The organism is Halobacillus salinarum (assembly GCF_022919095.1).
Lineage (GTDB): Bacteria > Bacillota > Bacilli > Bacillales > Halobacillaceae > Halobacillus_B > Halobacillus_B salinarum.
In genome coordinates this window covers 1,869,697-1,885,505 of sequence record NZ_CP095073.1, presented here as the reverse complement: position 1 = coordinate 1,885,505, position 15,809 = coordinate 1,869,697, and the positions used below count along the sequence as shown (strand labels likewise).

Here is a 15,809-nt window from a genome sequence, read left to right as displayed (position 1 = left end):
GAGCGATGGTGCATGAAAACATAATGAGCAGCGCACAAAGGGACACACCTGTTTTTATTTTATGCAAAATAAAATAAAAAGGAGGAAATACCAATGGCACGATATACTGGATCAACTTGGAAAAAATCTCGTCGCTATGGCATTTCTTTAAGCGGAACTGGTAAGGAACTTGAAAAACGCCCTTACGCTCCTGGACAACACGGTCCGAACCAGCGCAAAAAACTTTCTGAATACGGCCTGCAACTGCAGGAAAAGCAAAAACTTCGTTATATGTACGGCTTGACTGAGCGTCAATTCCGCCGTCTTTTCGAAGAGGCTGGTAAGATGAAAGGGATCCATGGTGAAAACTTCATGGTGCTGCTTGAGTCCCGTTTGGACAACATCGTTTACCGTCTAGGACTTGCTCGTACTCGCAACCAGGCTCGTCAGCTTGTTAACCATGGCCACGTCACTGTGAACGGTGGACGCGTTGACATCCCTTCTTACCGTGTAGTTCCTGGTCAAGTGATTGGACTTCGCGAAAAATCACAAAACCTTGACGTTGTAAAAGAAGCGGTTGAAGTGAACAACTTCGTACCAGAGTACTTATCTTTTGATGGAGATAAGCTTGAAGGTTCCTACACTCGTTTCCCTGAACGTTCTGAGCTTCCTGCAGAAATTAACGAAGCGCTTATCGTTGAATTCTATTCTCGTTAATAACGTTAACAATGAAAGCTGCCGTAATCGGCAGCTTTTTTTGTTGTTTACTCCAATTACCTCAGCCGTTACCAATAGTTATCACACTGAAACGGCAGAAGAATCGCGTCTCCCCGGCATTGCGGCAAGCCCCTCCACAAAAAAAGCTGCCGATTAATATCGACAGCTAACAATTCAAAACTGCTGTTCCTTGCTTCATCATTAAACTGTTTCAGCAGAGAAAACTTTTAACAGCCCGTCATTAAAATTTTATAAGAAAATATTTCTTTTTACCGCGTCGAATAATGGTAAACATGTCTTCGATACGATCCTTCTCACTAATGACGTACTTTAAGTCCTGAATGCGTTCCCCATTTATATAAATTGCTCCGTTAGAAATATCCTCTCTTGCCTGCCGCTTAGAAGAGGAGATACTGGCTTGTACAAGCAATTCTAACAATAAAGGCTCTTTTTCTGAAGATGAGTAAGCAGGGACGTCTTTAAAGCCTTGCTCAATTTCTTTCCCGGTTAAATCTTTAATATCCCCGCTAAATAAAGCTTTGGAGATCCTTTGAGCTTGAGCTAATGCTTCTTCGTCATGGACAAGCTTTGTCATTTCCTCTGCCAGTCTGCGTTGCGCTACCCGTTTTTCAGGATGAGCGTCCACTTCTTTTTCAAGGTCTTCAATTTCTTCAAAATCCATAAAGGTGAAGTATTTCAAAAATGAAATGACGTCACGGTCATCTGCATTGATCCAGAATTGATAAAATTCATACGGCGTAGTTTTTTCTTTATCAAGCCATACAGCCCCATCAGCCGTTTTACCAAACTTTGAACCGTCCGCTTTTGTGACTAGTGGCATCGTCATCCCAAAGGCCTCTACTTCTCCCTCCCCGGCAGCAGACCGCCTTAACAGCTCTAAACCAGCCGTGATATTCCCCCACTGGTCACTTCCACCAATTTGAAGAGTACAATTTTCTTTCTCGTAAAGTTTTTGAAAGTCCAAGGATTGAAGAATCATATAACTAAATTCCGTGTAGCTGATCCCCTTTTCAATCCGTGATTCCACAGAATCCTTGGCGAGCATGTAGTTAATTCCAAAATGCTTCCCTGTATCGCGCAGGAAGTCAATCACGGTCATCTGTGAAAGCCATTCATAATTGTTTCTAGCCACGGCAGCATTTGTTCCTTCGTCGAAATTCAGGATCTTAGCAAGCTGGGCTTTAATTTTGTCGCTATACTTCTGCACGATTTCTAAAGAATTCAACTGGCGTTCTTCTGATCTGCCGCTTGGGTCGCCAATCATTCCTGTTCCTCCACCGACGAGGGCAATTGGTCTATGACCTGCTTTCTGAAATCGTTTCAGCATTAATATCGGAAGCAAGTGACCGATATGGAGACTGTCTGCCGTTGGATCAAAACCACAGTAAAGTGTCACTTGCTGGTCAGCTAAATGCTTTTCCAACCCTTCCTCATCTGTCACCTGATTAATTAGTCCACGCTGCTTCAATTCCTGCACTAAATCCATGATGCCCACTCCTTCTACTAAATGATTGTTTGTGAACACAAAAAACCCCGCCCTGTAAAGGGACGAGGTTTTGTCGCGGTACCACCCTTGTTGCACAAATTCGTGCCACTTAAAAGATAACGGCAGAAAGGTATGCCGTCTTCTGATTTCTACCAGAAGATTGCTCCGGACCGTAATTCAAAAACAAATGTGGACCGCCTCTCACCAGCCGGCGGTTCTCTGCACCAGGGATTTGCATTCTACTTCAGTCGTTCAACGCTCTTTGTATTCAACTATGTAATATATTTATCATATCCAACTGAAAAAAGCAAAGGAATTCCTTCTAGAAATATGTCCCACTATGTAGGGATGTGTTATAATATAATGTGGATTTTTAGGAGGTATGAATATGAAAGATAACCAGAATAAGGGTAAGTATAAACTAGATTTAAAGTCTTTATGGGAACAAGGCAGAATACAGAAAGGTACAAGAATCACTTATGATGTAGTATGGAATATTCTATTATTCTTTATTATTTTTGGAGTGATCGGCCTTTTCTTTGCTGGCGGCGTTGGAGCCGGTTATTTTGCCTCTCTCGTAAAAGATGAACCACTTTTGACAAAAGAGGAAATGCACGATGACATCTACAATTACTCTGAAACTTCGAAAATTTATTTTTCGGATAATACACTTGTGGACAAAGTTCGAGCAGACTTGTATAGAGAAGAAGTTAAACTTAAAAATGTGAATTCTCATTTAAAGAATGCTGTCATCGCCACGGAAGATGAATACTTCAATACCCATAACGGAGTCGTCCCCAAGGCTGTACTTAGAGCAATTGTACAAGAAGTCACCAACTCCTCTGTAAAAACAGGAGGAAGTACATTGACTCAGCAGCTGGTCAAAAATCAAATCCTCACTAATGAAGTTTCCTTCGAACGAAAAGCGAAAGAAATGCTGCTGGCCCTTCGAGTGGAAAAGTTCTTTCAAAAAGATGAAATCTTAGAAGCATACTTAAATGTCGTTCCATTTGGCAGAAACTCAAATGGTGAAAACATTGCAGGGATACAAACGGCTGCCCAGGGTATTTTCGGAGTGAATGCTAAAGATCTTTCACTGCCTCAATCTGCATTTATAGCAGGGCTGCCACAATCTCCTTTCGGGTATACTCCATTTAACAATGATGGTTCTATTAAAGACAAAGAAGGTCTTGCTCCAGGGATCAACCGCATGCATGAAGTGCTGAACCGTATGCTTGAAGGTGGGTATATCACAAAAAAAGAATATAACAAAGCGATGAAATTCAAACTGAATAAAGATACTCTAGCCCACAGCACGCAATCATCCAATTTTGTATATCCTTACATTACATCAGAAGTGGAAGAGCGCGCAAAGAACATCATCATAAAACATCTTGCAGAAGAAAACGGGCATACCATGGACGATCTAAAGAAAGATGATCAACTTCGGGAAGAATACACCAGCTTGGCAGAACACAAACTTAGAACCGGCGGCTATCAAATTCATACCACGATTGATAAAAAAGTCTATGATGCCATTCAAAAAGTGAAAAACAATTATAACGATTACGCTCCTAAAAAAACCGTAGTCATCTATGGCAAGAATGGCCAGCCAGCCAAAAATAAGGATGGCAGCACCAAAACAGCGCATCTCCCAGTGCAAGTAAGCAGCAATATCATTGAAAACAGTACGGGTAAAATTATTGCTTTCATAGGAGGTCGCAATTTCCAGGAGGAACAGTTAAATCACGCTGCTGATTCCAAACGTTCGAATGGGAGTACAATGAAACCGATTTTAGTTTATGGACCTGCTATGGATATGGGCGCTATCCAGCCAGGCTCTGTCATCGCAGACGTCCCTTATACGTATCCTGGAACCAATGACATCGTAGATAACTATACGTATCGAAATCACGGTTTAGTGTCGGCAAGGTATGCGTTAGCTAAATCCTATAACGTACCAGCAGTCAAAGTATATTCGAAGATTATTAATCAAGACCCTGCTTCCAAGTATCTTGAAAAAATGGGGATTACTACTTTAAGAGAAACGAAAGCCATTAACGATCACGTGAATTATTCAACGGCGCTAGGTGCTGCACAAATTACTAATGAAGAGAATACGAACGCCTACGCAACGTTTGGGAACATGGGGAACTTCGTCGATGCCTACATGATTCAAGATATTAAAACTAAAGATGGTCAGACGATTTATGAGCATAAATCGAAAAAAACGAAAGTATTCAGTCCCCAAACCGCTTATTTAACGATCGACATGATGCGTGACGTACTGAAATATGGAACTGCCCGAGGTATCCGAGGACAGCTCTCCTACCCTGGAGTGGACTGGGCAGGAAAAACAGGGACGTCCCAAAACTATAAAGATACATGGTTTGTAGCTACCAATCCAAATGTAACCGTCAGCATGTGGATGGGCTATGATTATCAGGCAGACTTTCAAAATGTAAGCAGGTACAGCCAGCGAAACACTGGTTTATGGGCAGACGTTGTCAATGCTGTTTCTGCTATCCGCCCTGAATTGATGGTTCCTAAGCAAAATTTCCAAAGTCCTGGAGGCTTAGTCCGCCGTTCTTACTGTGCCACTTCAGGTCTGTTAGCCTCAGATCTTTGTTCAAAAGTAGGATTGGCTAAAAGCGATATTTACAATTCAAAATATGCGCCAACAAAAGTGGATGACAGCCTGGTCAGCGGCAGTTTCGTCAAAGTTAAGGGAAATCTTGTAGCTGCAGGACCCAACACCCCTGGAGAATTCATTATTGATGAAGGTGGCGTGACATTAAGCCCTTCCTTCTTAAAAGAGCATAACTATGACAGGCCGTCGATCCTGAACCATCTGCTGCCTAATACTGGCTCGTGGGATAATGTAGCTCTTCCTTCTTCAGGAAGTGGAAACCTGTCCGCAGGTATCGACAATGACGGTAAAGCCCCTGCAGCTCCGGGAGGATTATCTGCTAGTTCTTCTTCCTTAAGCTGGCAGGCTTCCTCGAGCAACGATGTGGTGGGATACCGCATATACCGGGCATCTACACCAGGAGGCTCTTATAGCTTAGTGGGAAACACAACCAATACTTCGTACAGCTTCTCTGGAAGTGACGGAGTGTATGCTGTAAAGGCAGTGGACTACTTCGGTCAGTCGTCCAGTGTCTCCAACCCTGTAGAGGTTGGAGACCCGGGTGCACCGGAAGAGAAACCAAAGAAGAAAGATTCCTCAAGTGACAACAGTGATGATGGGGACAACTCTTCTAATAACAACGGAAATAATGAAGATTCAGGAAACTCTGGCGACCAGTCAAATTCAGGGAACGACTCCAATAACAATTCCGGATCTGACAATGGCAGCGGAAACCAATCAGGATCCGGCAATAACTCCGGGTCGGGAAATGATGATGGATCTTCGAATAATGGAGACGGTTCAAGTTCTGGTGATGATTCAGATTCTGGAAACAATTCGGGTTCTGACAACGATTCAGGCAGTAACAGCAATTCAAGTAATAATTGAGATAAATTTCATTGAATTCTTATTAAGCTTCAGCCAATCTCAGCGATTGGCTGAAGCTTTTTCTTTAATTTAATTATTAATTGAATCATGTATAATAAAAATTAGACGCTGTTAACTCCAATAATAAGGTGGTGGATAAATGAAGCACATAAAAACTTACCATAGCAAAACGGTGGATACTGACGTTGGTCCTGTCATTATTGAAGGACCTGTCTCCTCTGAAGACATGGCAGGATATTCATTCGCCATAGACCTTAATGCCTTCCGCCCGTCAGACAAGCAATTTGAAGCAGTTAAGGAAATTGCCGATTTTGAAGAAGGCAGAATCATTATCGCAAGACATCAAGAGAAGATTGTCGGTTATGTCACTTTTCTGCATCCCGATCCTCTGGAAAGATGGTCTGAGGGGAACATGGAGGATTTAATTGAGCTGGGTGCCATTGAAGTCATCCCTGACTTTCGCAGCTATCGAATCGGGTCAGGGCTCATAAAAACAGCCATGATGGACGCATTTATGGAAAACTACATCATCATATCAACCGAATATTATTGGCATTGGGATTTAAAAGGCACCCAGTTGAGCATTTGGGACTACCGGAAAGTGATGGAGAAAATGATGGGATCTGGAGGACTAACCCCTGCACCGACAGACGATCCTGAAATCATTTCTCATCCTGCGAACTGCCTGATGGTTAAAATCGGTAAGCATGTGCCTCAGAGTTCAATCGATAAATTTGATTACTTACGTTTTCTTACTAGGAACCAATACCGTAGTGCAAGGAGGTAGCCAATTTGTTAGTAGAAGAAATTATGAAAAAAGATGTGATTTCCCTTACGCCTGATGATACCATTGAGACTGCACTTAAGCTTCTCAACCAGCATCATATTCGTCATATTCCTATAGTAGATGAAACTATGGTGGTTATCGGTATTGTTTCAGATAGAGATGTGCGCGATGCAAGTCCTTCTGTGTTTGAAAAGAAAAACAATATGGGTACCCTGAAAAATAAGCTGGGAGCCATCATGACTCAGCCGGTGATCACTGTGCATCCGCTGGACTTTGCGGAAGAAACAGCCTCTATTTTTTATGAACATGAAATCGCCTGTGTCCCTGTAACTAGAAACGACAAATTGGTGGGCATCATTACGGAGAAAGATATGCTTTACACACTGATTCAGCTTACAGGCACAAATGTTCAAAGCTCCCAAATTGAAGTAAAGGTCCTAAATAAGCCAGGGATCCTCCCTCAAGTTACACAAGTCTTGGGGAAAAGGAAGGTCAATATCAGCTCAGTTCTTATTTATCCATACAAGCCTGATTCCAGCTACAAAATAATAGTATTCCGCATTCAAACTATGAACCCTCTACCGACGATAGAAGATTTAAAAACGGAAGGCTATGAAGTATTATGGCCGCAAATGCCCGGGATGCAGCCATGACGTGTAATACGGGTTTTGTCTATGCAGATTCGGTAACCAGTTATCGTTTTAAAGATGACCATCCGTTTAACCAGATGCGCGTCGTATTAACTAAAGAACTGCTTGAAGCAAGCGGTGCTTTAGAGTCTACTTCTATAATTAATCCTAGATCTGCCACAGATGACGAACTTTCACTCGCGCATAGCCGGAAGTACATCGATGCTGTTAAACGGGCCGGGAAAGGACTTGTACCCGGAGATGAAGGGTTGGAATACGGAATAGGCACAGAAGACACTCCTGTGTTTAAAGACATGCATGAAGCAGCAGCGTTACTCGTCGGTAGTACGCTTACTGCTATAGATGCAGTACTTGAAGGAAAAGTTGAGCATGCATTAAATTTAGGCGGCGGACTTCATCATGGTTTTGAAAGAAAAGCCTCAGGATTTTGTATTTATAATGATGGAGCTGTTGGAATTAAATACATCCGCAAAAACTATAATTACCGGGTTTTATATGTAGATACGGATGCTCACCACGGGGATGGAGTACAGTGGGCTTTTTATAACGATCCTAATGTCTGCACCCTGTCTATTCACGAAACAGGCAGATACTTATTTCCTGGAACAGGAAATGTAAACGAACGAGGGTTAAAAGAAGGTTATGGCTATTCGTTTAATGTACCTATCGATGCGTTCACAGAAGATGAATCATTTCTCCAGGTTTATGAATCCGCTTTCAAGGAAGTGGTAGAATACTTTAAACCTGATGTGATCATCACACAAAATGGAGCTGATGCTCATTTTCTTGATCCGCTCACCCATCTTTGTGGAACGATGAATATTTTTGAGAGGATTCCGGCTCTTGCTCATGAGCTTGCTCACAAGTATTGTCAGGGAAAATGGATTGCTTTAGGTGGAGGCGGTTATGACATTTGGAGAGTCGTTCCTAGAGCGTGGTCGCAAATTTGGAGCATTATGCAGGGCTTGGAACCTTTTAAAGGAAAGCTCCCAGATCAATGGCTGAAAAAATGGCAGGAAAGTTCTCCAGTAGTATTACCAGAGCATTGGCATGACCCAGCGGATAGTTACAAGCCAATCCCAAGAAAACAGGAAATTACCGAAAAGAATGACAAAATACTTGAGAAGTCGCTCCAACTGATTCACAATCAAAAAAAATACAACTCTCTTTAACGTTTGCACCTCAGAATTGTCACCATTGAGTTCTGTACTCAAATAATTTTCACCAGAGCATCTTGACTTCAGAGGTTCACATGAGTCAATTACAAAAAAAGAAAAGCCCAAGGCTTTTCTACAATGGAGACCACTTACGAGTGGTCTTTTCTTATGTACTTTTATCCTGGATAATCGGGGTCTAGGATAACTATTTCCACTCGGCGATTTTTTCTCCAGTTTTCTTTGGAATTATTAGGGGCGACAGGTTTAGTATCTCCGTAAGCTACGGCTGTAAAGCGATTCTCTTTTAAGCCTTTTGTATTTGAAATAAGGAAGCGAATCACACTGCTTGCTCTTGCGCCGGATAATTCCCAGTTGGAAGGGTAACGAAAGGTGGAAATAGACCGATTGTCGGTGTGACCTTCTACTTTGACTTGATTTGGAATATGCTTAAGCAGCGTCCCTACCTTTTTAAGAAAAGGCTCTCCCGAGGCTAGAATGTTTGCTTCGCCTGTCTCAAATAAGAGCTGTTCCTGCAAAACCAGCACCACTCCTCTTTCAGTCCTGGTGGCAGAAATGATATCATTCAGCTCATTTTTATTTAGAAACTGGTTGACCTCTTCCATTACCTGGTCCAGTTCGTCCTTCTCCCCCTGCTCCTTGAGCTTCTCCGCTATATCATCAGGAGTTTCAACCGGCTGTTCAAATTCATTATTCTTCTCCCCATTTTCCTGAATCTTGGTCTGTTCCGTCGGGTATTGATCCTCAATAGGCGAAGGGTAAAAATCAAAGATCATTCGATTTCGAAATGATTCAGCTATCGCATTAAATTTAACAAGGTTAATCTGGGACATGGAAAACAATAAGATGAAAAAAACCAGGATCAACGTAACCATATCGGCATAAGTAGTCATCCATTTAGGAGCGCCGTTACTTTTCTTCTGCTTTTTTTTTCTTCTAAGCTTCATTAGCTGCTTCTCCTAATGGTTCCTCCTGCTCTTCTTCCTGCTCATTCACCCGCTTATCTTCCTCCGAGAGAAAGGCGCTTAATTTTTCTTCTAATATTTTTGGGTTTTGACCGGATTGCACCCCGATCACCCCTTCAATGATGACTTGCTTTAAAAATATTTCTTCTTCTGTCTTATTTTCAAGCTTTCCTGCCATAGGAATAAACACTAAATTAGCTAATAAAGTACCGTAAAAAGTTGTCAAAAGAGCGACAGCCATTTTTGGCCCTAATGTTTCTGGACTTGTCAGACTCTCAAGCATCAGCACAAGGCCGATTAAAGTCCCAATCATACCCCAGGCAGGCGCATATTCCCCTGCTTTTTCCAAAATGGCTCTGCCACGCTGGTGACGCTCTTCAACCGCTACGATTTCAGCGTTCATAATGTCATTGATTACTTCTGGTTCAATGCCGTCAACTGCGAGCAAAATCCCTTTTTTAATAAACGGATCATCCACTTCTTCAAGCTCTGCTTCAAGCGCCAGTAATCCTTCTCTCCTCGCCCGCTCAGACAGCTGGACAAAAGTTTGGATAAGCTGGCGGAGATTCATATCGCTTTTCTTAAATGCTTCTTTCAACACTTTATAAGTCAGTTTCATTTCCGACATATTAAAGTTCACAAGCAAAGCTGCAGCTAAGCCGCCAACTACTATGATGATCGATGACGCTTGTATAAAAGACGCCATGCCGGTGAAACCGGCGTTGGACATGATACCGAAAATGACCATAATAAAACCCAGTGTAATTCCAATTGGAGTTAACAAGTCCCGCTTATTCATGATACTCTCTCCTCAATTTCGTACAAATACAGTCTATTAACTATATCGGCACTATTTCGCTTGAGTTGAGTTTCTTTCAACAATTCGATGCGGTAAAATTACATTTTGTTCTTCTACTTCTTCTTTATTCATAAATTTAGTAAGCAGACGCATAGCTACCGCCCCAATATCATACATCGGCTGCACGACTGTTGATAAGGTAGGACGAACCATCGTGGAAAGCCGCGTATTGTCAAAACCAACGACTTCCAAGTCTTCCGGCACTTTCATTCCTTTGTCCTGAGCTCCATGGATAACTCCCAAAGCCATTTCATCTGAAGCCACAAACACCGCAGAAGGACGTTTTTCCAACTGAAGAAGCTGGTCTAAAGCTTCAATGCCGGAATCATAAGTATAGTCTCCTGAAACGATCCATTGTTCAGGCTGGTCAAATCCATACTCTTTCATCGCCCGCTTATAACCTTCAAGTTTTTGTGAATTGACTTGAGTATTGGCAGGTCCTGAAACAAAAGCCACTTCTTTTTGATTATGAGAGAGCAGCAGTTCAGTTGCTTCATAGGCTGCCTGTTCATAATTAATATTAACAGCAGGTGTTTCTCCTGTCTCGTCGACTGTAGCAGCTAATGCTATAGGGACAGAGGAACTTTTGAACTCTCTAATATGGTCCTCTGTAATTTTGCCTCCCATAAACACGAGTCCATCTACCTGCTTTCCAAGCATAGTATTGATCAAATGGAGCTCTTTATCTTTGTTCTGGTCTGAATTACTCAAGATAATATTGTAATTGTACATCGTGGCGATATCTTCTATACCACGTGCAAGTTCTGCAAAAAAGATACTGGAAATATCCGGGATAATTACGCCTACTGTCGTTGTCTTCTTACTGGCAAGTCCCCTTGCAACCGCATTCGGGCGGTAGCCTAATCGTTCGATGGCATCGTGAACCTTTTTCCTGGTTGCTGGTTTTACATTCGGGTTCCCATTTACCACTCGGGAAACGGTGGCCATGGAAACATTGGCTTCTCTCGCTACATCATATATTGTGACATTCATTCTTACGTCCTCCTTTGTCAATTACCAATTACGAAATATTTAATAAAATAATCATACGATAGATCAACGTGTTCCGCAATGTTAGTATGGCTATTGCTAGTATGGAATACTCCTTTTCATTATAACGGAATCTTCTTCAACACAAAAATAAGTTAGGCTATTTCATAGCCTAACTTATTCGTCTGCTATTGAGTCAATTTTTGTTTAGTGAGTTCATTCATGAAATTATTAAACGTTGGAATGTCCATTTGCTGGGCGGAATCGGATAGAGCCACCGCAGGATCTGGATGCACTTCTGCCATTACTCCATCTGCACCAATTGCTAAAGCCGCTTTAGCTGCTGGAAGAAGCAGATCTCGTCTTCCTGTAGAGTGTGTTACATCGACCATGACAGGTAAGTGGGTTTCCTGTTTTAGAATAGGAACCGAAGATATATCCAGCGTATTTCGAGTCGCTTTTTCATAGGTTCGAATTCCGCGTTCACATAATATTATCTGCTTATTTCCACGTGAAATAATATATTCAGCTGCGTTAATAAACTCAGAAATGGTAGCAGACATTCCTCGTTTGAGAAGGACTGGTTTATTTACAGAACCGGCAGCCTTAAGCAGTTCAAAATTCTGCATATTTCGTGCTCCAATTTGAATAACATCGACGTAATCAAGGGCAGGCTCGATATCCGCAGGGTTAACAATTTCTGAAACAACAGCAAGATCGTGTTCATCCGCTGCTTTTTTTAAAATCTTTAAACCTTCAAGACCGAGACCCTGGAAGTCATATGGAGATGTACGAGGTTTAAACGCTCCTCCTCGAAGCAGCTTAAGCCCCTGTTTTTTCACAGCTTCAGCAACTGTAGCTACTTGTTCATAGCTTTCCACAGAACATGGTCCCATAATGAAGCTTGGGTTTCCTTCTCCCACACGCTCTCCTTTAATATCAATGACTGTATCCTCAGGTTTTTTCTTTCGGGAGACAAGCAGCGCCTTACGATGATCATCTTCCTGAAGCTCAAGTGCCGCCTTAAAAATTTCTTTGAATAGGTGGACAACTGTAGAATCCTCAAAAGGGCCGTTATTATTTTCCGAGATTTGATCGAGCATAACTCTTTCACGAACTGGATCAAATCGATTCATCCCTTGCTGTTCCTTAATTTGTCCAATTTCCTTTACTAAATCACCGCGTTTATTGATTAAATTCAAAAGGTCTAAATTAACATCGTCTAATTGACGACGCAGTTGATCAAGTTTTTGATTACTCATTGTCCATACCTCCTATGTTAAGTTTAATGTGGAGACAAAATGTGATACATTCTAAGATAATTAGGGATTATTATAGCTAATATTATGAAAGTTGTCACCCTTATTAAGCGATTCTTTTATAAAGAATTTCAAGAAATTTTTTCTGCGGAGGTTCGTACTGGCATGAAAGAACAAATATTTGCCCTTGACATTGGCACAAGATCAGTAGTTGGAATCATTCTCGAGAAAGAAGAACTGTCCTTTAAAGTGGTTGATTTAGTCAGCCATGAGCATGAAGAACGTTCCATGCTTGATGGGCAAATTCATGATATTCTTGCAGTGTCGAATGTGATTACAGCAGTTAAACAGAAATTAGAAGACAAACACGGGCCACTGCAAAAAGTTTGTGTTGCTGCAGCTGGACGTGCTCTAGCAACCAAAAAAGTAAAAGCAGCACATAATATTCAAAATCATCCCCTTTTGGAACATGAAGATATTCTACATATGGAGCTCAGTGCTGTGCAAAAGGCTCAATATGAACTAGCTTCCGTTTCAGATGCCTCCAAAAGTACGGATTATTACTGCGTTGGTTATTCGGTTCTTCACTACCATATTGATGGCCAGATCATTGGCTCCCTCATTGAACAACAGGGCAGAGAGGCAGAGGTAGAGATTATCGCTACATTCCTCCCTAAAGTAGTAGTCGAATCGTTAATCGCAGCGCTTACCCATGCGCAGTTGGAAATGGAGGCATTAACCTTAGAGCCTATCGCAGCAATTCAAGTGCTTATACCGCCTTCTATGCGTCGTCTGAATGTAGCATTAGTTGATATTGGCGCTGGTACCAGTGATATAGCAATTACCGATGCCGGGACAATCGTCGGTTATGGGATGGTACCGATTGCCGGTGATGAAATTACTGAAGCCATCAGCGACGAGTATTTGCTGGATTTTAATGAAGCTGAAAACGTAAAAAAAGAGATTTCACTTCACGAGTCAGCCACTTTTACAGATATACTTGGATTTGAATCGAAGGTTACAAGCACAGAGCTTGTGGAAAAGATTGAGAGATCCATTCAGCATTTATCAGCAAGCATAGCAGATGAGATCCAAGCTTTAAACCAAAAAACTCCGAAAGCTGTCATGTTAGTAGGAGGTGGGAGCCAAACTCCTGACTTGGCAAATAAGCTTGCTGAAAAGCTTAACCTTCCTTACAACAGGGTAGCTATCCGTGGAATAAATGCTGTTCAGGGATTAGTGGACAGCGAGGAACTACATGGAGGGCCTGAGTATGTGACACCGATCGGCATCGCAATTGCTTCAAAACAAAGTCCCATTCAATACAAAAGTGTAACGGTTAATAATAGAACCATTCGCTTATTTGATATAAAGAAATTAACCATCGGTGATTGTCTCCTATCCGCAGGGATTGACTTTTCTAAGCTCTATGGTGAACCTGGACCTGCCTATTCCATTACTATTAATCGTAGAAAAGTTCCTGTAGAAGGAGCTTACGGAGGGGCGCCTAAGCTGCTCTTAAACGATAAACCAGCGAGGTTGGAAACGCCTGTTGAGGAGGGTGCTCATATAGCTGTAAAAAAAGGGGAAAAAGGAGGTCCGCCTCAAGTAACAGTCAGTGACGTCATTGGTGATTTTAAGCCCCTCCCGCTGACATACAATGGAGAGGAATACTCGTTTAACCAACCTACAGTTTTTGTTAACAATAATCTCTCTTCTGGTAAGGAACAGGTGCGTGACTATGATCAAATTGAATATTTCGCTTTAGAAACCATCTCTGATGTAAAAAAAGTGCTCGTTCAATTAGACAAGTGGGTGGAACCTGTAAAGACTTCACATGAAATCACGGTTAATGGGAATCCCGTTCCTTTGATTGAAAAGAGCTCCCCGCTTATGATTAATGGCGAAACTGCTCATTTGAACTCAGTTATCAAATCATTCGACAACATCCAGACACCTTCTAAACAATCCATTCCTTTGCGGAGCCTTTTAGAACAATTAGGAGAGTCTCTCTATCAATCCATTGATATTTTCTTTAATGGTAAGCCGTTTACACTCCAAAAAGAGAGGCTGAAGGTTATTAGAGATGAAGAAACACTTAGTGAACAAAGTCTTATCTATTCGGATGATCAATTAAAAGTGACAAAGAAGGATGAGCAATCATTTATCTTTCAAGACATATTTAATGTCGCTGCAATTGACCTTTCTTCCGTACCAAAAAAGTACATGCTTTATCGAAATCGAGAAAAAGCTTCTTTCTATACACCGATCTATACAGGTGATGAATTATCTATTGGTACTACGCAAGAAGAGGTGTTGGATGTATTCTCCCAATGAAATCAACAAGAAGCTCATTTAGGAACGATCATCGGCATGGAAATTCCGAAGTCAATGTAAGGCGCTCAGGAAATACATTCCGCTTTTCGAGTGCCATTCTTCCGTTTTATTAGACAGCTGTCCAATCATCTACCATAAAAAACCGAATGAAGGCGAAATCTTATCATTAAAATTTCACCTTCATTCGGATTTTATCATGTATATCTTTCAGCATTATTTAACGAGCCGCATTTTTTAAATTTTTTTCAGTAATTGAATAATGGCTGTCGTGCCAAATAACTTGTCCTTTTTTTATGAGCAAAGCCTGGGGAGATTCATGTTTCACTTGAAAGCGATCAGCCATTTCATTAGATAAAGCCCGTGATTCTTGGATAGGAAGAATATAGCAGGGAAAATCTGAGCTGCTGCTAAATCGTTCAAATTCCCTTTTTGCCTCCGCACTGATGGGACAAGTCAAACTATGCTTTAAAACGAAAAAAGCACTATGCTGCTGCAAATGATTTTCCAATTGCTCCTCTGTCTTCAGTAATGTTACTGTCATTATACCTCTGCCTCCTCATAAATAAAATTGGCGGAAGCCACTGACTCAGGCTCCCACCAATAAGTTATTAAAGCTTTGTGGATGTTGTAGAATCCTGTTGTCTCTCAAGTTCTTTTGCAGCTTCCTCGATGGCTTCTGCTACTTCTTGTGCGGCACGTTCTGCTTCCTCTTCATCGCTATTTCTGAAATTCTTCACTTTATTTTGGATGTTCCGCGTTGAATCCTTCACTTTTTCACTAAGAATTTGGGATTTCTCAGAAACGTTTCTAGAAAGCTGAGAGGAAGATTCCACTGCGCGATTTTTCCAGTCTCCGCCTTTTTCATAGGCCACATCTTTCCATTCATTCGCTTTTTCTTTCCATTCACCGGAATTGCTGTTCAACTCATCTCTTAGCTCACGGCCTGATTTGGGAGCAAACAGTAATGCAACGACTGCTCCGACAAGACCTCCAATTAATGAGCCTAAGACAAAATCTCTTCCATTCGTATTCTTTTTGTTATTCTGCTCCTGCATTTTTACATTCCT

Annotated in this window: 13 protein-coding genes and 1 other annotated feature; of the genes, 6 read left to right on the top strand and 7 right to left on the bottom strand. The window is 41.6% G+C overall.

Features of this window, described 5'->3' with window-relative positions; genetic code table 11:
* Positions 1 to 93 precede the first annotated feature (93 nt).
* Entirely contained in the window at positions 94 to 696 is a 603-nt protein-coding gene (gene rpsD / locus MUN89_RS09575) for a 30S ribosomal protein S4 (RefSeq protein WP_244713179.1), read from the top strand.
* Positions 697 to 937: 241 nt separating this feature from the next.
* Here the strand turns inward: rpsD and tyrS are convergent, their stop codons facing one another.
* Entirely contained in the window at positions 938 to 2,203 is a 1,266-nt protein-coding gene (gene tyrS, locus MUN89_RS09570) for a tyrosine--tRNA ligase (protein WP_244713177.1), read from the bottom strand.
* A 55-nt stretch (positions 2,204 to 2,258) separates the two neighbouring features.
* Positions 2,259 to 2,468, bottom strand: a binding site (T-box leader).
* 123 nt (positions 2,469 to 2,591) lie between these two features.
* Between tyrS and MUN89_RS09565 the strand changes: the two genes are divergently transcribed.
* From MUN89_RS09565 to MUN89_RS09550, 4 genes are all read left to right on the top strand, one after another.
* The gene (locus MUN89_RS09565) at positions 2,592 to 5,720 is read left to right on the top strand and encodes a transglycosylase domain-containing protein (protein WP_244713175.1); all 3,129 of its coding nucleotides are present in this window, start codon (positions 2,592 to 2,594) and stop codon (positions 5,718 to 5,720) included.
* Between the two features lie 139 nt (positions 5,721 to 5,859).
* On the top strand, positions 5,860 to 6,507 hold the full coding sequence (locus MUN89_RS09560) for a GNAT family N-acetyltransferase (RefSeq protein WP_244713173.1): 648 nt from the start codon (positions 5,860 to 5,862) through the stop codon (positions 6,505 to 6,507).
* 5 nt (positions 6,508 to 6,512) lie between these two features.
* Positions 6,513 to 7,160, top strand: a complete 648-nt coding sequence (locus MUN89_RS09555) for an acetoin utilization AcuB family protein (protein WP_244713171.1) — start codon at positions 6,513 to 6,515, stop codon at positions 7,158 to 7,160.
* Positions 7,157 to 8,329, top strand: coding sequence for an acetoin utilization protein AcuC (locus tag MUN89_RS09550; protein ID WP_244713682.1), 1,173 nt, complete (start codon positions 7,157 to 7,159; stop codon positions 8,327 to 8,329). Before MUN89_RS09555 ends, MUN89_RS09550 begins: the two co-directional genes overlap by 4 nt.
* A 161-nt stretch (positions 8,330 to 8,490) precedes the next feature.
* On the opposite strand, the gene motS is transcribed toward MUN89_RS09550, so the two are convergent.
* The 4 genes from motS to MUN89_RS09530 all read right to left on the bottom strand — a co-directional run bounded on the left by motS (position 8,491) and on the right by MUN89_RS09530 (position 12,408).
* Entirely contained in the window at positions 8,491 to 9,279 is a 789-nt protein-coding gene (motS, locus tag MUN89_RS09545) for a flagellar motor protein MotS (protein ID WP_244713170.1), read from the bottom strand.
* Positions 9,269 to 10,096 carry a flagellar motor protein MotP gene (gene motP, locus MUN89_RS09540; protein WP_244713168.1) on the bottom strand — a complete coding sequence of 276 codons (828 nt, stop codon included), beginning with the start codon at positions 10,094 to 10,096 and terminating at the stop codon, positions 9,269 to 9,271. Before motP ends, motS begins: the two co-directional genes overlap by 11 nt.
* A 51-nt stretch (positions 10,097 to 10,147) precedes the next feature.
* Positions 10,148 to 11,149, bottom strand: a complete 1,002-nt coding sequence (ccpA, locus tag MUN89_RS09535; protein WP_244713166.1) for a catabolite control protein A — start codon at positions 11,147 to 11,149, stop codon at positions 10,148 to 10,150.
* Positions 11,150 to 11,334: 185 nt separating this feature from the next.
* Entirely contained in the window at positions 11,335 to 12,408 is a 1,074-nt protein-coding gene (locus tag MUN89_RS09530) for a bifunctional 3-deoxy-7-phosphoheptulonate synthase/chorismate mutase (RefSeq protein WP_244713164.1), read from the bottom strand.
* Positions 12,409 to 12,570: 162 nt separating this feature from the next.
* Here MUN89_RS09530 and MUN89_RS09525 point away from each other — a divergent pair, with 162 nt between their 5' ends.
* Positions 12,571 to 14,742 carry a cell division protein FtsA gene (locus MUN89_RS09525; protein ID WP_244713162.1) on the top strand — a complete coding sequence of 724 codons (2,172 nt, stop codon included), beginning with the start codon at positions 12,571 to 12,573 and terminating at the stop codon, positions 14,740 to 14,742.
* Between the two features lie 217 nt (positions 14,743 to 14,959).
* Here MUN89_RS09525 and ytxJ read toward each other — a convergent pair whose 3' ends face one another.
* Both ytxJ and MUN89_RS09515 read right to left on the bottom strand, forming a co-directional pair.
* Positions 14,960 to 15,283, bottom strand: coding sequence for a bacillithiol system redox-active protein YtxJ (gene ytxJ / locus MUN89_RS09520; protein WP_244713161.1), 324 nt, complete (start codon positions 15,281 to 15,283; stop codon positions 14,960 to 14,962).
* A 67-nt stretch (positions 15,284 to 15,350) separates the two neighbouring features.
* On the bottom strand, positions 15,351 to 15,797 hold the full coding sequence (locus MUN89_RS09515; RefSeq protein WP_244713159.1) for a YtxH domain-containing protein: 447 nt from the start codon (positions 15,795 to 15,797) through the stop codon (positions 15,351 to 15,353).
* Between the last annotated feature and the right edge of the window lie 12 nt (positions 15,798 to 15,809).